Origin of the sequence: Bradyrhizobium sp. (assembly GCF_036735945.1) — a bacterium.
Taxonomy (GTDB): Bacteria; Pseudomonadota; Alphaproteobacteria; order Rhizobiales; family Xanthobacteraceae; genus Bradyrhizobium.
This window is the reverse complement of sequence record NZ_DAINNI010000093.1, coordinates 1-19,239: the sequence shown is the minus strand read 5'-3', so window position 1 is coordinate 19,239 and position 19,239 is coordinate 1. Positions and strand designations below refer to the sequence as shown.

Here is a 19,239-nt window from a genome sequence, read left to right as displayed (position 1 = left end):
GCGACCTCGCCAACTGGATGATCCCCGGCAAGATGGTGAAGGGCATGGGCGGCGCGATGGACCTCGTCGCCGGCGTCAAGCGCGTCGTCGTGGTGATGGAGCATTCCGCCAAGGACGGCCCGAAGCTTCTGAAGACGTGCAACCTGCCGCTGACCGGCGAGCGTGTCGTCGACATGGTCGTGACGGATCTTGCCGTCTTCACGATCGACAAGCACGGCAAGGACGGCATGGCGCTGATCGAACTCGCCGACGGCGTTACGCTGGACGAGGTCAAGGCGAAGACCGAAGCCGAGTTCCGCGTCGCGCTCAAGAACGTGTGATGCAATGGCGGGGCGGTCGCAATCAGCGATCCGTCCCGCGCATGCCGAAGATGCACGCTTCATTGCCCGCAACATCCTGGCCTCGCAGCGCGGCCCGCTGCCGCGCGGCTGGTTCGACGTCGCGCTCGGCTGGGACGAGCCGCGATGTCTCGATTTCGTCGAGCACGTAGCGACGGCACGAACGCCGTCGTGGTGGCATGTCGCGCATTTCATCATTGCCGAGGTCGAGGGAACGCCGGCCGCCTCGCTGTGCGCGTTGACGGCTTCGGGCACCGGCGTTGCCGCGAGAGCGGCGATCGCAGCGGTGGCCGCCGAGAGCGGGCTCGGCGCTGCGGACGTGGACGCGATGCTCCGCCGCGGCGCCTACACCAGGAATTGCTGGGTGCAGGGTGGTGACGGCGACTGGCTGATCGAACACGTCGCGACGCTGCCCCAATATCGCGGCCGCGGGCTGGTCCAGTCGCTGATCGATCATGCGCTGGCGGCCGGAGCGCGAGCGGGATTCGCGCGCGCCTCGATCTCGTTTCTGATCGGCAACGAGGCGGCCGAGCGATCTTACGCGAAAGCTGGTTTTGCCTTCGCAGAAGAAAAGCGCGATCCGGCATTCGAGGCCATCACGGGATCGCCGGGCTTCCGTCGGTTTGCGCGGGTGATCGGATAACTGCGCCAAGCGCGCATGTTCAGTGATCGAGCGGCTTTCCCGGCCCGAGATGGTAGCGGCTGGAGAAGAACACCAGCGGAAGATTGTCGCAGTGATCGCAGCGCGATACTTCGGCGATGAACAGCGTGTGGTCGCTGACGTCGATCGTCCTGATCACCTCGCAGGCGAAGAACGCCACGCAGTTCGACAGTCGCGGCAGGCCTTCGACGATGTCGTAATCGGGGCAGGTGCCGCGCGACCGATCCGCAAAATGCTTCGATAGCGCCCTGGCCTGGTCCGGCAGCACGCTGACGCCGTAGCGCCGGCTTGCCGATATCGCATCATGCGTTCGGCCCGGCTTCACCGAGACCAGCACGGTCGGCGGCGCCAGGCTGATGCTGACAAAGCTGTTGGCCGTCATGCCGCAGGCTTCCCCGCGCCGGTCGAATGCCGTCAGTACCGCAACCCCCGTCGCAAATCGCGACGCGGCCTGGCGAAAGGCGAGCGGGTCGGCGCGCTGCATCGCATGCTCTCCTCACGCCGTCGCCCGCATCGGCGCGGCGGGCACGGCTTTTTGCTGGATCCAGGCGCGGATGCGATCGGCTGACGCGACGCGATCCCATTGATGATCCGGATAGTTGAAGTTCTCGGTGAACTCGTCGGCAAGCGCCTGGTTCTGGCTCATCGTTCCGATCAGCATGCCGAGCGCCTCCGTGGGCGGCTGCAGCATGATGTTGGTCCAGCGCGCGGCCGCCAGCACCCGGTCCTGCCGCTTGAGGTCGACCTTCTCGCAGAAGCGCCGATCGAGCACGTCGGCGTTGACGATCTCCTCGCCGAGCACGAACGCGGCGTAGGAGGCGACATTGGCGCCCTGTCCCATCATGGGATCGACGACCGAATGGACGTCGCCGAGCGCGATCGCGCATTTGCCGCCGTCGAATTCGACAACGGTGTTGCGAACCGTCGGCACCACGCCGCCCTGCAGGAGATCGAGCGGCTGCGCGAGATCGAAGCGCGCGGTGTCGATGCGGTCGTAGGTGGTCGGATGATGTCTCTCGAGCTTCTCCAGCACGGTGCTCAGGAAACGCTTGCGGTCTGCCTCATAGCTCAGCGTCGCCAACTCCTCCATGTCGCCGCCCGGGACGTTCTCCATCAGAAGCGCGCTGGCGATGCCGTTGAAGGTGATGGTGGGAATCACGATCATCTCGCCATGCCCGGGCGAAACCGACAGCGTCACGTTCATCGGGTCGGGCTCGCGGACGCCGGTATAGAGGCCGACGCAGAGCCGCCGCTGCGGCTGCGAATAGGGCGAGTGCTCGGGCCGGTAGGCGAACAACTGGCCCAGCGGACCCTTGCCGCTGGCAACGACGAGCAAATCGAAGCGATTGACCAGCGGCGCGATGTCGCCTTCGTCGATGCGGCTGTATTCGATCCTGCCGCCGCGATCCGCAAAGTCCTTCATCAGCACCGGCAGATAGATCCGGTAATCGACCGCGCGACTCGGCCGCGAGAAGTAACCGCGGAAGCTGATCGGCTGCGGAAAATTGAAGAAGTGATCGTGGTAGTAATAATGCTGCTTGGGGTCGTTCCAGTGATTGACGCCAAGATGATCCTCGCGGGCGATCGTCACATGGTGGTGTGCGACCGTGTTGAGCAGGCGGATGCCGCGATAGTCATCCGGCGCGCGGTCGGTGATCAGTGTCGCGTCGACACCGTGCTTCTGGAGATAAAGGGCGAGGTGCAGGCCGGCGATACCGGCCCCTACGATCCCGATGCGCCGTCCCATGTCCGCCTCCCCCCATGAATTGGTTCGGGAGCCTGCTGTCCCGTTGTTGCCTGCACCCTAGCTGCGAACTTGCCGGAGTAATATGGAATGGATAGGATATGATCTATTCCTGATGGGAATGATTGCAATGGACCGGATCGACTGCCTGCGCGCCTTTGTCCGTTCGCTGGAAGGCGGCAGCTTCTCGGTCGCCGCCAATGAGCTCGGCATCGGTCAGCCGGCCGTGAGCAAGCGGATCGCCCTGCTCGAGAGCGAGTTCGGCACGCAACTGTTCTTTCGCACCACGCGCAAGCTCAAGCCGACGCCGGAGGGCCAGCGCATCTACGATCTTGCCCGGCAAATTCTCGGCAACTTCGATCTGGCGCGGGCGAACGTCGAGGAAAGCTCGCTGCGGCCGAGCGGCACGCTGCGGGTCAGCCTGCCGTCGGCATTCGGCCGGCGCTACCTGATGCCTGTCATCGCCGAATATGTGCGGACCTATCAGGGCGTTCGCCTCGACGTCCGCTTCAGCGAGCGGTTCGTCAATCTGGTCGAGGAGGGGATCGAGCTGGCGCTGCGGATCGGGCAACTCGAGTCGAGCACGCTGGTTGCGCGGCGGCTCGGCACGGTGCGGCGTTATCTGGTCGCGACGCCGACCTACCTCAGGGGACGCGCTCCGCCGCGTGCGCCTGACGACCTCAACGCGCACCAATGCATCGTCTACTCACGCATTCAGTCCGCCAACGACTGGATTTTCGAATCCGAACACGGCCGCCACGTCGTTTCGATCGGTGGGCCGCTTCTGGTCGATGACGCCGATGCAATGGAGCAGGCCGTGATGCATCATCTCGGCATCGCGATCCTGCCGGAATGGAGCGCGCTTGCCGGCATCCGCTGCGGCCAGTTGCAGAACCTGCTGCCGGATTTCTCGATCGCCGCGCTGCCGCTGCACGCGGTCTATCCCGAGACGCACTGGATGTCGCTTCGGGCGCGCAGCTTCCTCGATCTCCTGATCAAGCGCGCCGGGCAATTCTCCACTCCGCAAGACACGTAAGGGTCGGAAGCGATTACGCCGGCCCGCTCGGAACGTCCGAAAACCGCGTCAGCCACGCCACCGGGCCGATGCTGGCGGCGACGATCAAGAGCGCGGCCAGCGCGCCTTCCTCGAAACTGCCGCGGCTGGCGTATTGATAGATCGAGGTCGCCAGCGTCTCGACGTTGAGCGGCCGCAGCAGCAGCGTCGCCGGCAACTCCTTCAGGCAATCCACGAAGACGACGATGGCCGCGCCCAGCATGGCGGGACGCAGCAGCGGCAGATGGATCAGCCGCATCGTCGTGGCCTGGCGGGCGCCGACGGCACGCGCGCTGTCGTCATAGTCGCGCGGAATTCGTTCGAATCCTGCCTTGATGAATCCGGTCGGCACCGCCAGAAAGCGGATCACATAGGCGATGACGACCGCAGCTCCGGAGCCGACCACGATCAGTCCCGGCAGCGATCGTCCGAGCCATCCGGCGATTGCGTTCAGCGCATTGTCGATCGCGAGCACGGGACCAAGCAGGCCGATCGCCAGCACGAGGCCTGGAAGGGTGTAGCCGGTCTGCGCGACGTTCATGGCGACCGCGCGCAGCGTGCTCGGCCGCCAGCGCCAGGCCAGAATGGTGGCAAGGCCGAGCAGCAGCGCTGTCAGCGTGGCCAGGGTGGCGAAAGCGATCGAGTTGAAGGCGTCGTGCCACAGCGCCGTATCGAAATTCGAAAGCAGGCCGCGCTTGAAACTCTGATGCGCGAGATACAGCAGCGGCACGACGAAGCCGAGCGCGACCGGCATCAGGCAGGCGGCGAAAGCGGCGGCGCCCTTGAGGCCGGCCAGCGGCGTGCGCTGGGTCAGCCGCGGGCTCTCGGCGGAGAACTCCGCGGTGATGTTGCGGCGGCCGTAGCGTTCGATCGCGATCAGGCCGGCGACGATGGCGAGCATGAAGCAGGAGAGCTGCGCGGCGCCGGCGAGGCTGCCGCGGTTGAGCCAGGTCGTGAACACCGAGACGGTGAGGGTGCGGACGCCGAGATATTCGCTGGCGCCGATATCGTTCAGCGTCTCCAGCGACACCAGCGCGACGCCGACTGCGAGCGCTGGCCGCGCCATCGGCAGCGAGACGCGCCAGAAGATGGTCCAGCGCCCGGCGCCGAGCGTGCGCGCGGCCTCGGCGAATTCGGCGCTCTGGAGCTGGAACATCGGCCGCGCCGAGAAATAGACGTAGGGGTAGAGCACCAGCGCGATCACGATGATGGCGCCGGGCAGGGAGCGCAGACTGGGAAGCAGCCGCACCGCATCCTGCATCGGAAGCCACAGCGCGAGCGTCTGGTGGACGAGGCCGAGCGGTTCGAACAGGTCGACATAGACGTAGGCAGCGAGATAGGTCGGGATCGCCAGCGGCAGCGGCACCAGCCACAGCAGGATGCCGCGGCCGCGGAAATCATGCAGCGAGATCAGCCACGCGGTGCCGGCGCCCATCGCAAGCGACAAGGCGCCGACGCCGCCGAGCAGCAGTGCTGTGTCGAGCATGGTCGCCGGCAGCACATAGGTGATGAGGTGCTGCCAGATGTCAGGCGCAGGCTGCAGCGCCAGCGCGATGATCGAGACGACGGGGGCGGCGACGAGAATGGCGGTCGCAACCGCAATCGCTGCCGCGATGCGGCCGGCATGGGTGGACCCCTTCACGCCAGATCGCAGCGGCGCAAGGCCGCGAGCCCAAGCAGCATTATGCCCTCTCCCGGGGAGGGAGAGGGCATGTTGGCGGGAATGCTTTCGAAATTCGATGCGATCAATTATCGAACCCGACCTTGTCGACCAGCGTCGAGGCGGCCTTGCGGCTGGCGACGATCTTGGCGATCGGCGTCGGATCGGCGGTGAGCTTGCCGTAGCCCGCGATGGTCGGGTTGACGGCGACGCCGGCGCGGATCGGGTACTCGTAGTTGGCATCGGCGTAGATGTGCTGGGCCTTTTCGCCGGCGAGCCATTCGATCAGCTTGACGGCGTTAGCCTTGTTCGGCGCGTGCTTGGCCAAAATGACGCCGGAGAGATTGACGTGGGTGCCGCCGCCTTCGAACGTCGGCAGGATCACCTTGGTGGCTTCCGCCCACGGCTTCTTCTCGGGATCGTTGTTCATCATCAGCGCCCAGTAATAGGTGTTGCCGATGCCGATATCGCACTTGCCGGCCGCGACGTCGCGCGCGGCTTCGCGGTCGCCGCCGGAGGGCTTTTGCGCCAGATTGGCCTTCACGCCCTTCAGCCATTCCTCGGCCTTGGCCTCGCCGTACTTGGCGACATAGGCCGCGAACAGGCCGTTGTTGTAGATGTGCTGGCCGGAGCGGATGCAGATCTTGCCCTTCCACTTGGGATCGGCGAGCTCTTCATAGGTAATCTTGTCCTGCTTGACGCGATCCTTCGAGGCATAGATCACGCGCGCGCGCATCGAGATGCCGGCCCACTGACCGTCCGGATCGCGATATTGCGGCGGCACGATCTCGTCGATCACCACCGACTTGAACGGCTGGGTGACGCCGGCCTGAACCGCGTCGTCGAGGCGGCCGAGATCGACCGTGAGCAGCACGTCGGCGGGGCTCGACGCGCCTTCGGCCTTCATCCGCTGCTCGAGGCCGGAGCTCGCCGAGACGACGTTGACCTTGATGCCGGTATCCTTGGTGAAGGCGTCGAACAGCGGCTGGACCAGCTTGGTTTCGCGATAGGTGTAGACATTGACCTCGCCGTCGGCGGATGCCGGCGAGGCGCCGAACGCGATGAAGCAGAGCAACGCGGCGGTTGCGGCGGTAGCGCGAAATGTTGTCATGAGAGCTGCCCGACAAAGCTGGTGGAGATGCCGGTCTCAGTAGCGCAGCCTCCGTCATGCCGTCAGCGACCGGATGTCGCGCATGACCTCGATTTAGAGCGATTCCAGCAAACTATTTTAGAGCGATTCCAAATCGAGGCTAGCTGACTTGTCTGAACAGTTTCTTCGCCTGTTCGATTTCGGGGAGATCTTGCCCGGTATCGAGATCGATCAGGGCTCGCGTGAGTACGTCCGACCCGGCGGTTTCCCGGCCGTCGTTCATGAAAAGATGCGCAAGCCCAAGCGCGCTGCGCAGTTCGAAAGCCTTGGTCTGCTGGCCTCGGGCGATCTCGAGCGCCCTTCCAAAAGCGTGCTCCGCCTCGCAGACGTTGGCCCGGTCGCGACGCAACAGAAGCTCGCCCTTGATACGATGCAGTTCCGCATCGAGCCAATGCTGACCGGACCGTTCCGTCGTGGCGATCAGCTCGCGCAAGGTCTCCAATCCTGTGTCCGTTCGCCCTGCCGCCGCATCCGCCACGGCAACCTGCATTCCCCAGAACGGTTCGCAGAGGTAACAATCGTTTTCGTGCAGCAGGGTCCAGCCGCGGCGCATTTCCGCAAGCCCGCTCCGCCGGTCGCCGGCACGCCAGCTTGCGAGGCCGGTCAGGTAGGTGCCCGCGGCGACATACAACGGCATCGTATGGTCGCGGGCGAGAGCGAGTGCCAGGATCGTCTCCGTTTGCTGCAACGGCCCGCCGCATAGTCCGTCGAACACCGCCTTGTGTACGAGCGCATTGGCCTGGGAGAGCGCGCGCTTTTCCCCGAGGGAATGCACCGCTTCCGCGGCGAGCCGCCGGGCGCGATCGATCTTCCCCATCGGCCAAAGCACCAGGGAAAGAAATCTCATGATGACGAACGGCAGGTCCAGCGTTGACGTCCTGAAGACCTCCAGATCCGACTCGGCTTCATAGGTCGCGAGCGCCTGCTCGAGATGCGTTTTCGCGTTCACATAGTCGCCTCCGAACCAGCAGGTCGCCCCGTTGGTCCAATGTGCGACAATGGCGGCAACCGGCGAGTCCGGCCGCCTGTTCGCAGCGCTCATGGTTGCATCCGCCAGCTCCCACATCGGCGCAATCTCGCCATGGGTCAGACAGGCATTGAACAATCCCGAATAGATCGGCGCCAGTTCGACCGGATCATTGATATCGGCGGCGAATTGCCGGGCGCGTGTCCATGCGGCGACCGTTTGCGGTGCGCTGTGCCCAAGGTTGCCCCGCAGCGCCCGGCTATAGGTGATTTGAAGATGAAGCCGGTTCATGGTCCGGCCGGGGTCGTTGGGCAGCCCGTCGGCAATCGCAACCGCCTTGCCGAGATGTGCGATGGCCTCGGTATAGGCGGAGCGTTTGAGCGCCTGCTGGCCCGCCTTGCTCCACCAGTCGAGCGCAACGCCGTCGAGCCCCGCTTCGGTGAAGTGATAGGCCACCACCTCCGGCTCGGTCCTGGCGATGGCCGGAAACCGATCGCGCAGGACACTGCCAATCTGGTTGTGGAGCAGTTGCCGGCGGCTCTTGAGCAGGCTCTCATAGGCCGCTTCCTGGACCAGCGCGTGCTTGAAGCTGTAGCTCGCGTCCGGCGGCGTCCCGCGGCGCAATAGCAGTTCGGCTTCCTCCAATTGCCTCAGCGCGGTGTTCAGCGTCAGATCATCGCGGCCTGCCACCGACCTCAGCAATGTGTAGGAGAAGTCGCGGCCAATGGCGGCGCCTATCTGTGCGACTTCCTTGACCGGCGCCAGCCGGTCAAGGCGGGCCATCAGCGAATCCTGCAGCGTCGCGGGAATGGCGAGCGGCGGCAGCGGGCGATCCAGGCGAAGGCTTCCGGCATCCTCCACCAGCAGGCCGGATTCCAAGATCGTCTTGGTCAATTCCTCGATAAACAGCGGGATGCCATCCGTCCTGTCGATGATCTGCTTCATCATGTCGCCCGGCAGCTGCCGGCCGATGGTCACCTGTTCGACCAGCGCGCGCGTGTCTCGCCGATCCAGCCGATCGAGCTTCAGCAGGCTGATATTGGCCAGTCCCGTCCATGGCGGTTCGTACTCGGGCCGGAACGTCATCAGCGCAAGGATCGGTAATCCCCTGATCCGGTCGACGGCGAGATCGAATAGTTCAAGCGTGGTGGCGTCGGCCCAATGCAGGTCCTCGCAGACGATCAGCACCGGCAGCTGCCGGGCCAGACCTTCGAGCTGATCGAGCAGGGCGGCGAACGTCTGTCGCCGCTGCTGCACCGGATTCAGGCCGAGCGGCGGATAGCGTTCGCCCGTTGCGATCGAAAGAAGTGCCGCGATCAGCGGCGCCGCGTTGGCCACCTGCTGCGTTCCAACTGCAAGCATTGCCTCGAGCTTGTCGAGCTTCTGCTCGGGCGTGTCCTGTGAGCGGATGCCGGCGGCGCGCTCGAGCTGAGCGACGAAGGGGTGGAGCGCACTGTTGGTATGGTAAGGCGAGCACTGAAACCGCACCCGGCAGTGTGCTCCGAGCTCGGGATTTTCGCAGAGCATCGCAACCAGGCGCGATTTGCCGATCCCCGCCTCGCCGGAAATCAGCACGGCCTGGCCCTGACCCTGCCACGCCAGCTGTTGCCGTGAGTTCGCGAATTCGATTTCGGCCTTGCGGCCGACAAAGCCCATCGAGCGCGCCGTGCGCACCGCCTCGAAGCGGCTCTCCGATGCCGCTCCACCTTCGACCGCCCAGGCTGCAATCGGTTCGGAGATGCCCTTGACCTGGCGAAGGCCGAGGTTCCGGAACGTGAAGAGATCGCCGAGCAGTTCGCGCGTCGAAGCAGCGACGACGACGGCCCCGGGCTCGGCAAGGCTCTGCAGCCGCGCTGCGATGTTCGGCGTGTCGCCGACCATGGCCTGCTGCTCCGACGCGCATCCGCTGATGAGGTCGCCCACCACCACAAGCCCGGTCGCGATCGCGATCCGCGCCTCAACCCGTTCGGCGCGGGTTTCGAGCGGCTCTATTGCCGCAATCATGTCGAGCCCGGCTCGCACGGCGCGCTCGGCGTCATCCTCGTGCGCGCGGGGATAGCCGAAATAGGCAAGCACGCCATCGCCGACGAACCTGGCGATGTTGCCGTCGTATTTGGCAATGACTTTCGCGCAGGCAGCGCGATAGGCGCGGATCACCTCCCACATGTCTTCCGGATCAAGGCGGGCAGAGAGCTCGGTCGAACCTACCAGATCGCAGAACATCACCGTGAGGTGGCGCCGCTCGGCGTCATGCCGATTGGTCTGCTCGTCGACCAGGTCGGCTCGCTTGAGTTCGTCGATCGCGCGCAGCATCTTGAGACGATGGCCGAGCAGGACTTCGAGCTTGTCGAAGTCGCGGTCCGTCAGTTCGGGAAGAACACCGAGATCGATGCCGTTCTCGGCAAAACGCAGCGCGTACTGCCCGAGCCCCAGCTTCTCCAGCCAGTCCGCAATTGCTTGCATTGGCTTCACCGACGGTGAGGTGGCGGCCTGCCTGATATGGACTACTGCAGTCGCGATGTTATGCCAGTTTTTCCCGAATGGCACGTATCGTTTGCAGCAACAATTCTGCTGCGGTTTCGGGATACCAAATCGCAGCGCTGCGCAACCATGCCGATACGATCAGCACCGGCGACTAATTGGGCGGGAGATTTGTCGGTTCACGACCGATTGAATCGCAAGCAGAATCAATCAGCTCTTGCCGGCGTCGAGAAAAGTGGGTCGGCAATGCGACTCAAGGATGTGAGCCAAGCGGTGGGACCAGTACCGGTGCGGCGCGGCGCAGCAGCGCTACGAACCCGATTTCGTCCGCGTGACGCGCTTCACGGCGGCATGCGCGTCGCGATGCGAGACGCCGAGCGATTGCAGAATAGCAGTGACGGCGGACGGTACGTCCGGGCTCCGCACATTTCCTTCGCTCGCTGACAGCATCACCTGGAGAACGATTCCAACGACAATCGCCGTGCCGAGATGAGGTGAGATCTCGGCAATGCGGCCCTGGCGTGCGGCCTGATGCAGGTCTTCGGCGAGCAGGCCACGAGCCGCGCTTCCCACCGTCGGAAATGACCAGGCGTAGCGAGCAACCAGGCCACCCCACCTTGGATTGAGTGTCGCCTGAGACAGGAATGTGCAGCATCCATCCGCAATTCGCTCAACGGGATTCTCGAATATTGCGCGGCGCGGCTGCAGCAAATCCACGAACGTCTGGGTCAATTCATCCGCGACCGCCATCTGAACGGCCTCGATGTTCTTGAAATGCACATAGAGGGTGCCTTTGGCGACGCCCGCCTCGCGCACGACATCCTCGACCGTTACGGCTTCGACCGCTTGCCTTGCATACAGCGAACGCGCCGCGCCAAGGATCTGCTCGCGGGTTCTCGCGCTCTTGGCGCGTCCGATTTCGGCGCGTCTGGCCGGGTCAATTTTTGCCACGATGGAGCCTTCCCAACTTACCGTTCTTTTACCGTATTGACATTCAGGTCAAAATGACTTCAACGTCAATTTCAGAATTTCGAGTTTGAAGAACCGTTGCATATTTCCGTTTGTTTTCGCTGCCGGCGGTATTTGCCGCAGCGATGGCGCCGACCGCGGTCGCGGTTGGCTTCCAATAGGAGGATCCGATATGAACCGTCACCTCGCCATCATCTCCTCGGTACTGATCCTTGGCATCTGCAGTGCGTCCGCGCAGACCGAACTGTCCAAATACGCCGACGCAAAGGGCTACATCGACGTTCAAAAACTTACCTGCGGGCAACTGGCCGGTACATATCAGGAAGACGCGGATTTTCTCGGGGTCTGGTATAGCGGCTGGTACAACGGACTAGCCAAGAAGCACGCGATCAACGTGCCGCGCGTCAAGGAGAGCATTCACAACGTCATCGTCTACTGCAAGGCAAATCGAGACGTGACAGTCATCAAGGCGATCGACGCGATTCTGAAGGCGGAGAAGCAATAGCCCGTATCGCCGATCGAGTTCACGCTGCCGCGGAAGTCGGAATCCAATAACGGCTGGTTCAGACCCAGCCAGAGAGGCCATCCATGTTGCGCTTGACCTGTGCCGTTCTGGTTTCCGCGACGGCGATCCTGATCAGCCTTCCGGCCCGGGCTGCCGATTTGCCCACCCGCGCTCAGCCGGCGGCGCCGGTTCCGTATGTGCCATCGTTTTCCTGGACCGGCTTCTACCTCGGTGGTGAACTCGGCTGGATACGAACCGATCCGGAATACACCACCGGAGCCATGTTGCTTGGAACGCCTTTTCTGGTCTCGGCCGCGACCGGCAAGAGCGGCCTGAGCTACGGCGCGCTGGCAGGCTACAATTACCAGGCAGGAAGCGTGGTGCTCGGCATCGAAGGTGATTTCGAAGGCTGGACGGTCGGCACGATCCGCTACACCTCGATCACCGGGGATTTTCTGACCGCTCACAGCAAATGGGGCGGATCGGTCCGCGGGCGATTAGGCTTTGCGGCCGATCGCGCGCTGTTCTACATGACGGGCGGCGCAGCATTCGTCTCGAACAAGACGTCCATCCCGACCACCGGAATTTCGATCGGCGGTGACGATACGCGGATCGGATGGACGGTGGGAGCGGGCATCGACTACGCCTTCACGAATAACTGGTTTACCGGCTTCGAGTATCGCTATTCGCAATTTGAGTCCAGATCGTTTGTCTATCCGATCCCGGTCCTGAATCTCGGGACGATTGGATTGAAGCAGGATTTGAGCACCAACCAGGTTACGGCCCGGATCGGCTATAAATTCTAGAATCGAACCGCAACCAGAGGCGAGCGAACGACGGCTCTCACGGCAACCGCTTCTCCGAGGACACGAAATGAGTCACCGGCCGACCGACAAATCCCCGCGTCATGGCATCAATCGCCGGGACGTCTTGCTGAATGGAAGCTCCGCGCTCGCCGCCGCTTGCATAACTTCGATGGCGCCGGCGAGCATCACATCGGCGGCGGCGCAATTGCCGTCGCGACGGCCGCACATCGTCTACATTGTCGCGGACGATCTCGGATGGAAAGACGTCGGCTTTCACGGCTCTGACATCAAGACCCCGAATATCGACAGGCTGGCGCAGAACGGTGCACAACTCGAGCAGTTTTACGTCCAGCCGATGTGCACGCCCACGCGCGCAGCCTTGATGACAGGGCGGTATCCGTGTCGCTATGGCCTGCAAACGCTGGTCATTCCGACACCCAGCAAGTACGGCCTGCCCACGGACGAACGGCTGCTGCCGCAGGCACTCAAGGACGCAGGCTATCGGACGGCCATGGTCGGCAAGTGGCACCTGGGACACGCCGATCGCAAGTATTGGCCTCGCCAGCGCGGCTTCGACTACCATTACGGATCAATGGTAGGCGAGGTCGATTACTTCACTCATTCATCGGGAAATGTGCGCGACTGGTATCGCGACGACCGACCGGTCAACGAGCAGGGTTACGTCACCCAATTATGGGGCAAGGATGCGGTAGCGCAGATCAATGCTCATGACACCAAGACACCGCTGTTTCTGTACCTCGCCTTTACGGCTCCCCACTCGCCGTACCAGGCTCCGAAGGAGTACATCGACAGGTATCGCCACATCGAAGATCCCACGAGACGCAGCTACGCGGCCATGATCACGTGCATGGACGACGAAATCGGCAAGGTGGTCGCCGCGCTCGAACGAAAGCAGATGCGCGACAACACGTTGATCGTTTTCATGAGCGATAACGGCGGCAACCAGACCGCGCTGCTTGCCGGAGACGCCGATGTGTCGAAACTCAAGCTCCCCGCCGATAACGGTCCATACCGTGGCGGAAAAGGGATGCTCTACGAGGGCGGAACACGCGTCGCCGCCCTCGCGAACTGGCCCGGGCGCATCAAGCCCGGCGAGGTGAAGGAGATGATGCACGTTGTCGACATGTTCCCGACTCTGGCCGGACTTGCGGGAGCCAGCCTGACGAAGGGAAAGCCTCTCGACGGATTGGATGTCTGGCCGACCATCAGCAGCGGCGCCGCCTCGCCACGCCAGGAGATCGTATACAACGTCGAGCCGTTTCGCGGTGGCGTGCGGATAGGCGACTGGAAGCTGATCTGGCGGACTGCCCTTCCATCCGCCATTGAGCTTTACAACATTCCGCAGGATCCATCGGAAAAGACGAACCTGGCCGACAGCAATCCGGCGAAGGTCGCGGAGTTGCAGAAGCGCATCGAGCAGCTCGCCAGGGAAAGCGCGAAATCCCTGTTCCTGCTGGATGCATTCGGGACGGTGAAAAGCGCCGCGCATGGACCGCCCTCGTTACCGAACGAGGATGCCTACTTCACGCGAGGCGATTGAAGCGGCCGCCCCGGCATGGAGTCACGGCGCTCAAATGTGCCGCGTGATGCCGCTGCCGCACGCGCGGTCGAGCACGCAGCTCCTGAGCGTATTGTCGAAGTCAGTGTCGCGCTCGCCGTCGATGCGCACGTCCGGAAAGCCGTTGCGGCGCAGGTAGAGTTGCACTCGCAGGACCGCCCGCTTGCCGCCTGACAGCAACAGCACCTCGACGTCGTGGTTGGACTCCTCGCGTCTGCCGAGCTGCGCCAGTAGCCGCGCACGCTGGAACAGGATTTCGCGATTGTGGGGCAGGGCGACGGCGGTTGTCGGCTGGCCGGGCGGCCCGAGCAATACATTCAGATCCTCGATCGCCTCCGCCGGCCGATTGAGGGCGATCAGCCCGAGGGCCCGTGTCTCACGCGCCATGAGATCGCCCGCCGAAATTGCGAGCGTCTGCGTTGCGTCGTCGACCGCACCCTCGAATTGTCCGAGGCGAAGCTGCGCCTGCGCCTTCATCAGCCGCGTGCGGCGATCGCCGGGGTCGAGCGAAACCGCATGTTTGAGGTCGCGCTCCGCGACGTCGATTTCACCGCGGCTCACGTGGATTCGCGCCTTGATCCACAATATATCGGTGTCGTCCGGTCGCCGTGCGATCGCCGCCGTGATGTCTGCGAGCGCATCGGGCTTTCCTGCGTTGAGCAGCACCTCCGCGCGCGAGGCAAGCAGCACCGGATTGGTCGGCTCGATCATCAGGGCGGCATTGAGGTCGCGTTCGGCCGCATCGAGCTTCAGCAGCGTCAAGAGCAGGCGCCCGCGAAATGTCAGTGACGAGACATTTGACGGATCGATGGCTACCGCGGCATTCGCCGCCTTGAGCGCTTCCTCCGTGCGCGTCTGCGCCAGCAAGGCAACCGACCGCTCGATATGAGCGCGCGCGAGCGACGGGCCTGCCAGCGTGGCATCGACTGGCGCGGGGTCGCACGCGCCTTGCTTCCATTCCTGGTACGACGCCTGGCACTGCGCCCACCCGACCGAACGGAACGAGCCGGCTGTGCCGATGGGGTCCCTTGCCAGGGCGGGCGAGGCAAGCGCGAGCGCGAACGCAACGAGCGCGAGGCGGCCGATCATTGGTTCGACGCCCACTGTTGCCAGGTGGAGTAGTTGATTGCGCCGGTGCAGAGAGGCGGCTTCCGTTGGCACAGGCCGCGTGCCAGCGCGAACGGTCCCTCGCTCCGCATCGTGCCTGGAAAAGCCGCCGTGCGGCACGAATTCGCCTGTGGCCGCGGCGCGGATTGGCAGGCCGACCCACTCTCCGCGAGCGCGGCGGTGTTGGAAACTACAAGGAAGGCAACGACGAATAAGGCTCTGGTTTGCATCCTGTCCTCGGTTAGCATTGGGGATCGATCATGCAGGCACGCATGGCGTCATCGAGTTCCCGTGTTTGTCGGCGCGGCAGTCCCGGCTCGCTCCAGTAGCCGGCGTGGCGTAGCGCGTTCATCAAGTCGTTCAATTCGCTTTGATCCAGCGAGACGGCCATTTTCAGGTCGCGCACCGCCGCATCGGTGCGTCCGAACTGACGGTGCATGCGTGCTCGCATGGTCAGGCCTGTCGCGTAATCCGGGCGCGCCGTCACGGCGGCGTCGAAGGCCGCGAAAGCCTCCTCAAAGCGATTGAATCCCGCAAGTGAGATGCCGAGCGCATAGAGAGCCTTGGCGTTCCGGGGCTCGCTATGCACGGCCTCGGTCAAGTCGCGCAGCGCGTCGTCCTTGCGCTGGACGTAGAAGCCCAGGAAATGCGCCCGCGCGGCGAGCGCAGGCGCCGAACGCCCGGTATCGACCGCCGCGTCGTAATTCTTTTCGGCAAGATCGAGCCGACCGGAATCCTCGTAGCTATAAGCGAGCTCAAGCAGCGCCTTGACGTGGAAATCGCGAACGATCCCGTTCTCGTCGAGAAAGCCCTGCGCGTCGTTGAGTCTCGCCGTCGGAATGGCGAGGAGCGCATTCGCGTCCGCGATCGCCTCGGCGAATTGGCGCTTGAAGCGATATTCACGCGCGCGAAAATACAGTGCGAAGCCCTCGGTCGGATCGATCTCGATTGCCTTGCTGTAGAACTCAATCGCCCTGTTGCTTTCTCCGAGGTCCGACTGCAGCGCTCCGACCGCCCTGAGCACGCGCGCATTCCGCGGATCGAGCGCGTAGGCCTGCTCGATTCGCCTCCTGGAAACGTTTACGCGCCGCTGGCGCATATCGACATTCGACCATGAGACGAGGATTTCCGCGTTCTTCGGATCGAGCGCAAAGGCCGCGCGGTAGTCTTCGGCTGCCTCATTGAGACGCAGCGCGCGGTGATAAGCGCGCCCGCGGATGAAATACGCCTGTGCCCGGTCGCCATCGGACAAGTTATCAGCGGCGAGCCTTTCGCCGCAGGGCGTGATGACCGACGCCGAGTCGATCGCGACCTGGCCCATAGTGCATTCGACAGCCGATGCTGACGACATCGCGCCAAGGACCCATGCAACGACGAAGGTATTACGACGGTGCATCGATCTTTCAGCTCCGGTTTCGGTACAACCGAAGGTTTATCGTGCCACCAATCAAATTCCCTTCAACGCAATCGCTAAAACTTTATCGAAGCGCCCGCCGCACGAATCTGAATTGACGAGTACGCCTAGTCCTCGGTCGCCTTGAAGCGGTCGAGGCCCCTCAGCACGAATGGCGCCAACAGCGCGATCAGGGCGATCGCGAGCAGCGTCGCCGACATCGGGCTCTGCAGCAGCACGAGGGGATCGCCGAGGCTGATCGCAAGCGCGCGGCGCAACTGGCTTTCGGCGATCGGCCCCAGGATCAGGCCGACGACGACGGGCGCGATCGGAAAGTCGAACCGGCGCATCAGGAAGCCCAGCACGCCAAAGCCCGCCAGCATCGAGAGCTCCACGACTGACGGCTTTGCCGCGATGGTGCCCATGGTCGCGAAGACGAGAATGCCGGCGTACAGCCACGGCTGCGGAATGGCGAGCAGCCGCACCCAGAGCCCGACCAGCGGCAGGTTGAGCACCAGCAGCATGACGTTGGCGATGAAGAGGCTGGCGATCAGGCCCCACACCAGGTCGGGCCGTTCCGCGAACAGCAGCGGTCCCGGGTTCAGTCCATATTGCTGAAAACCCGCCAGCATCATCGCCGCGGTCGCCGAGGTCGGCAAGCCCAGCGTCAAGAGCGGCACCAGCGTGCCGGCGGCGGAGGCGTTGTTGGCGGCCTCCGGCCCTGCGACGCCTTCGATCGCGCCCTTGCCGAATTCCTCCGGATGCTTCGTCAGCCGCTTCTCGGTCGAATAGGACAGGAAGGTCGGAATCTCCGCGCCGCCGGCGGGCAGCGCACCGATCGGAAAACCGAACATCGTGCCGCGCAGCCACGGCTTCCACGACCGCTTCCAGTCCTCCTTCGTCATCCACAGCGAGCCGCGCACCGGCTCGATCTTCTCCTCGGCGTGATGGCGGCGCGAGGCGACGTAAAGCGCTTCGCCGACGGCGAACAGGCCGACCGCCAGCGTCGTCACCTCGACGCCGTCGAGCAGTTCCGGCACGCCGAACGCAAGCCGCGCCTGCCCGGTGAGCTTGTCGATGCCGATCAGGCCGAGCGTCAGCCCGATGAACAGGCTGGTCAGTCCGCGGATCGGTGAATCGCCGAAGGTCGCCGACACCGTGACAAAGGCGACGCACATCAGCGCGAAATAATCCTCCGGCCCGAAGCGCACGGCGAAGTCGACCAGCCACGGCGCCAGGAAGGCAAGGCCGATGGTGGCAATGGTGCCCGCGACGAACGAGCCGATCGCCGAGGTCGCCAGCGCCGGGCCGCCGCGGCCGGCCTTCGCCATCTTGTTGCCCTCGAGCGCGGTCGCCATCGATGCGCTCTCGCCGGGCGTGTTGATGAGGATGGCGGTGGTCGATCCGCCATACATGCCGCCGTAATAGATGCCGGCGAACATGATCAGCGAGCCGCCGGGATCGAGCTTGTAGGTCACCGGCAGCAGCAGGGCGACGGTGAGGGCGGGACCGATGCCGGGCAGCACGCCGACCGCGGTGCCGAGAAACACGCCGATCAGCGCATAGAGCAGGTTCATGGGCTGCACGGCGACCGCCATGCCATGCGCGAGGGCGGCGAAGGTTTCCATTACAGAAGTCTTTCCAGGGGGCCGGAAGGCAGGCTCAGCGTCAGCAACCGATCGAAAGCGAAATAGATCAGGGTGCTCATCACGAGGGCGATGACGAGATCGGTCAGGATCGCGCGCCGCCCGAACGCCGCCGAGGTCGCAACGAACAGCACCGAGGTTGCAAGGATGAAGCCGCCGCCGAGGCCGATGATGGCGATCAGCAGCACGAGCCCGCCGAGGATCAGCAGCACCGGCTTCGGATCCATGCTCTCGCGCGGCGGCAGGTTGCCGCGCAAGGCATCGATCAGATTGCCGATCGCGAGCAGGCCGAGGCCTGCGGCGATGACGATCGGCATCGCCTCCGGGCCCATGCCGTACATCGAGGTCGCAGGCAGGCGGCTTGCGTCCACCACCAGCACCACGGCGAGCACCGCAAGCAATGCGGCGATGACGAGGCCGGCAGGATCGACGTGCCGCGTGGCCGGCCTCTGCGGGGCGTCGCTGGAAGCGTCGTCGGTCATGATTTGATGAGGCCGACTGATTTCAGCACGTCGGTGACGCGGATCGTTTCCTTCTTCAGGAAATCGGCGAACGCGTCGCCACCGAGATAGGCGTCCTCCCAGCCCTTCTGCTTGAGGATCTCTTTCCAGGCATCCGACTTGACCATGTTCTCCACGGCATCGCTCAGGACCTTGCGCTGCTCAGGCGTGATGCCGGGAGGCGCCACCACCGAGCGCCAGTTGGCGATCACGAGATCGATGCCCTGTTCCTTGAAGGTCGGAATGTCGTGGCCCGGGATGCGCTTCTCCGAAGTGACGCCGAGCGCGCGCAATTTGCCCGACTTGATCTGTCCCTCATATTCGCTGAGGCCCGAAATGCCGGCGGTGACCTTGCCGCCGAGAATGGCCGCCAGCGACTCGCCGCCGCCGGAGAACGGGATGTAATTGATCTTCCTGGCGTCGGCGCCGATCGTTCCCGCAAACAGCGCGGCCATCACATGGTCGACGCCGCCGGCCGAACCGCCGGCAAAGGTGACCTTGGCGATGTCGGCCTTCACGGCGGCGGCAAGGTCCTGCGCGGTCTTCAGCGGCGAGTTCGCCGGCACCACGATGACCTGGATTTCCTCGGTGAGCCGCGCGATCGGCGTCGTCTGTTCGAGCGTCACCGGCGACTTGTTCATGGCGAGCGCGCCGACCATGACGAAGCCGTTCACCATCA

General features: G+C 64.1%; 18 protein-coding genes. 6 read left to right on the top strand and 12 right to left on the bottom strand.

Translation table 11 applies throughout. The features are described from left to right. Together V7E26_RS22630 and V7E26_RS22625 are read left to right on the top strand one after the other, a co-directional pair. Positions 1–320: CoA-transferase (locus V7E26_RS22630; protein ID WP_324420408.1), on the top strand; the 320-nt coding region annotated here is incomplete at its 5' end. Between the two features lie 4 nt (positions 321–324). Beyond that, the gene (locus V7E26_RS22625) at positions 325–981 is read left to right on the top strand and encodes a GNAT family N-acetyltransferase (RefSeq protein ID WP_324420406.1); all 657 of its coding nucleotides are present in this window, start codon (positions 325–327) and stop codon (positions 979–981) included. A 19-nt stretch (positions 982–1,000) separates the two neighbouring features. Here the strand turns inward: V7E26_RS22625 and styB are convergent, their stop codons facing one another. After that, complete coding sequence (styB, locus tag V7E26_RS22620) at positions 1,001–1,483, bottom strand: styrene monooxygenase NADH-dependent flavin reductase subunit StyB (protein WP_324420404.1); 483 nt, start codon at positions 1,481–1,483, stop codon at positions 1,001–1,003. Positions 1,484–1,495: 12 nt separating this feature from the next. Beyond that, complete coding sequence (gene styA, locus V7E26_RS22615; protein ID WP_324420402.1) at positions 1,496–2,746, bottom strand: styrene monooxygenase subunit StyA; 1,251 nt, start codon at positions 2,744–2,746, stop codon at positions 1,496–1,498. 127 nt (positions 2,747–2,873) lie between these two features. Between styA and V7E26_RS22610 the strand changes: the two genes are divergently transcribed. Further along, positions 2,874–3,779 carry a LysR family transcriptional regulator gene (locus V7E26_RS22610; protein ID WP_324420410.1) on the top strand — a complete coding sequence of 302 codons (906 nt, stop codon included), beginning with the start codon at positions 2,874–2,876 and terminating at the stop codon, positions 3,777–3,779. A gap of 13 nt (positions 3,780–3,792) precedes the next feature. Here the strand turns inward: V7E26_RS22610 and V7E26_RS22605 are convergent, their stop codons facing one another. From V7E26_RS22605 to V7E26_RS22585, 5 genes are all read right to left on the bottom strand, one after another. After that, positions 3,793–5,439, bottom strand: coding sequence for an ABC transporter permease (locus tag V7E26_RS22605; protein ID WP_324420400.1), 1,647 nt, complete (start codon positions 5,437–5,439; stop codon positions 3,793–3,795). A gap of 103 nt (positions 5,440–5,542) precedes the next feature. Continuing rightward, entirely contained in the window at positions 5,543–6,568 is a 1,026-nt protein-coding gene (locus tag V7E26_RS22600; RefSeq protein ID WP_324420398.1) for a Fe(3+) ABC transporter substrate-binding protein, read from the bottom strand. Between the two features lie 139 nt (positions 6,569–6,707). Continuing rightward, complete coding sequence (locus V7E26_RS22595) at positions 6,708–10,037, bottom strand: adenylate/guanylate cyclase domain-containing protein (RefSeq protein WP_324420396.1); 3,330 nt, start codon at positions 10,035–10,037, stop codon at positions 6,708–6,710. Between the two features lie 327 nt (positions 10,038–10,364). Beyond that, on the bottom strand, positions 10,365–11,006 hold the full coding sequence (locus V7E26_RS22590) for a TetR/AcrR family transcriptional regulator (protein WP_324420394.1): 642 nt from the start codon (positions 11,004–11,006) through the stop codon (positions 10,365–10,367). 43 nt (positions 11,007–11,049) lie between these two features. Further along, a complete protein-coding gene (locus tag V7E26_RS22585) occupies positions 11,050–11,208 on the bottom strand; it encodes a hypothetical protein (protein WP_324420392.1) in 159 nt (52 codons plus the stop codon). Between V7E26_RS22585 and V7E26_RS22580 the strand changes: the two genes are divergently transcribed. The 3 genes from V7E26_RS22580 (at position 11,197) to V7E26_RS22570 (ending at position 13,896) form a co-directional block, all read left to right on the top strand. Further along, positions 11,197–11,529 (top strand): HdeA/HdeB family chaperone, encoded by a 333-nt coding sequence (locus tag V7E26_RS22580; RefSeq protein WP_324420390.1) that lies wholly within the window; start codon positions 11,197–11,199, stop codon positions 11,527–11,529. The genes V7E26_RS22585 and V7E26_RS22580 overlap by 12 nt on opposite strands. Positions 11,530–11,612: 83 nt before the next feature. Then, positions 11,613–12,335: an outer membrane protein gene (locus V7E26_RS22575; protein ID WP_324420388.1), complete on the top strand. Its 723-nt coding sequence runs from the start codon at positions 11,613–11,615 to the stop codon at positions 12,333–12,335. A 67-nt stretch (positions 12,336–12,402) separates the two neighbouring features. Beyond that, positions 12,403–13,896 carry an arylsulfatase B gene (locus V7E26_RS22570; RefSeq protein WP_324420386.1) on the top strand — a complete coding sequence of 498 codons (1,494 nt, stop codon included), beginning with the start codon at positions 12,403–12,405 and terminating at the stop codon, positions 13,894–13,896. Positions 13,897–13,926: 30 nt separating this feature from the next. Here the strand turns inward: V7E26_RS22570 and V7E26_RS22565 are convergent, their stop codons facing one another. The 5 genes from V7E26_RS22565 to V7E26_RS22545 form a co-directional block, all read right to left on the bottom strand. Beyond that, complete coding sequence (locus V7E26_RS22565; RefSeq protein WP_324420384.1) at positions 13,927–15,141, bottom strand: tetratricopeptide repeat protein; 1,215 nt, start codon at positions 15,139–15,141, stop codon at positions 13,927–13,929. Between the two features lie 121 nt (positions 15,142–15,262). Further along, a complete protein-coding gene (locus V7E26_RS22560; RefSeq protein WP_324420382.1) occupies positions 15,263–16,417 on the bottom strand; it encodes a tetratricopeptide repeat protein in 1,155 nt (384 codons plus the stop codon). Between the two features lie 125 nt (positions 16,418–16,542). Next, positions 16,543–18,042: a tripartite tricarboxylate transporter permease gene (locus V7E26_RS22555; RefSeq protein WP_324420380.1), complete on the bottom strand. Its 1,500-nt coding sequence runs from the start codon at positions 18,040–18,042 to the stop codon at positions 16,543–16,545. Continuing rightward, positions 18,042–18,542, bottom strand: a complete 501-nt coding sequence (locus tag V7E26_RS22550) for a tripartite tricarboxylate transporter TctB family protein (RefSeq protein ID WP_324420378.1) — start codon at positions 18,540–18,542, stop codon at positions 18,042–18,044. Before V7E26_RS22550 ends, V7E26_RS22555 begins: the two co-directional genes overlap by 1 nt. Continuing rightward, a partial coding sequence (locus V7E26_RS22545) for a tripartite tricarboxylate transporter substrate binding protein (protein ID WP_324420376.1) occupies positions 18,539–19,239 on the bottom strand: 701 nt, incomplete at its 5' end. The genes V7E26_RS22545 and V7E26_RS22550, both read right to left, overlap by 4 nt.

Excerpts from the sequence above, each read along its gene's own strand:
- V7E26_RS22625 (WP_324420406.1), top strand. The coding sequence starts at position 325 with ATGGCGGGGCGGTCGCAATCAGCGATCCGTCCCGCGCATGCCGAAGAT.
- styB (WP_324420404.1), bottom strand. The coding sequence starts at position 1,483 with ATGCAGCGCGCCGACCCGCTCGCCTTTCGCCAGGCCGCGTCGCGATTT.
- styA (WP_324420402.1), bottom strand. The coding sequence starts at position 2,746 with ATGGGACGGCGCATCGGGATCGTAGGGGCCGGTATCGCCGGCCTGCAC.
- V7E26_RS22610 (WP_324420410.1), top strand. The coding sequence starts at position 2,874 with ATGGACCGGATCGACTGCCTGCGCGCCTTTGTCCGTTCGCTGGAAGGC.
- V7E26_RS22600 (WP_324420398.1), bottom strand. The coding sequence starts at position 6,568 with ATGACAACATTTCGCGCTACCGCCGCAACCGCCGCGTTGCTCTGCTTC.
- V7E26_RS22595 (WP_324420396.1), bottom strand. The coding sequence starts at position 10,037 with ATGCAAGCAATTGCGGACTGGCTGGAGAAGCTGGGGCTCGGGCAGTAC.
- V7E26_RS22580 (WP_324420390.1), top strand. The coding sequence starts at position 11,197 with ATGAACCGTCACCTCGCCATCATCTCCTCGGTACTGATCCTTGGCATC.
- V7E26_RS22575 (WP_324420388.1), top strand. The coding sequence starts at position 11,613 with ATGTTGCGCTTGACCTGTGCCGTTCTGGTTTCCGCGACGGCGATCCTG.
- V7E26_RS22570 (WP_324420386.1), top strand. The coding sequence starts at position 12,403 with ATGAGTCACCGGCCGACCGACAAATCCCCGCGTCATGGCATCAATCGC.
- V7E26_RS22560 (WP_324420382.1), bottom strand. The coding sequence starts at position 16,417 with ATGCACCGTCGTAATACCTTCGTCGTTGCATGGGTCCTTGGCGCGATG.
- V7E26_RS22555 (WP_324420380.1), bottom strand. The coding sequence starts at position 18,042 with ATGGAAACCTTCGCCGCCCTCGCGCATGGCATGGCGGTCGCCGTGCAG.
- V7E26_RS22550 (WP_324420378.1), bottom strand. The coding sequence starts at position 18,542 with ATGACCGACGACGCTTCCAGCGACGCCCCGCAGAGGCCGGCCACGCGG.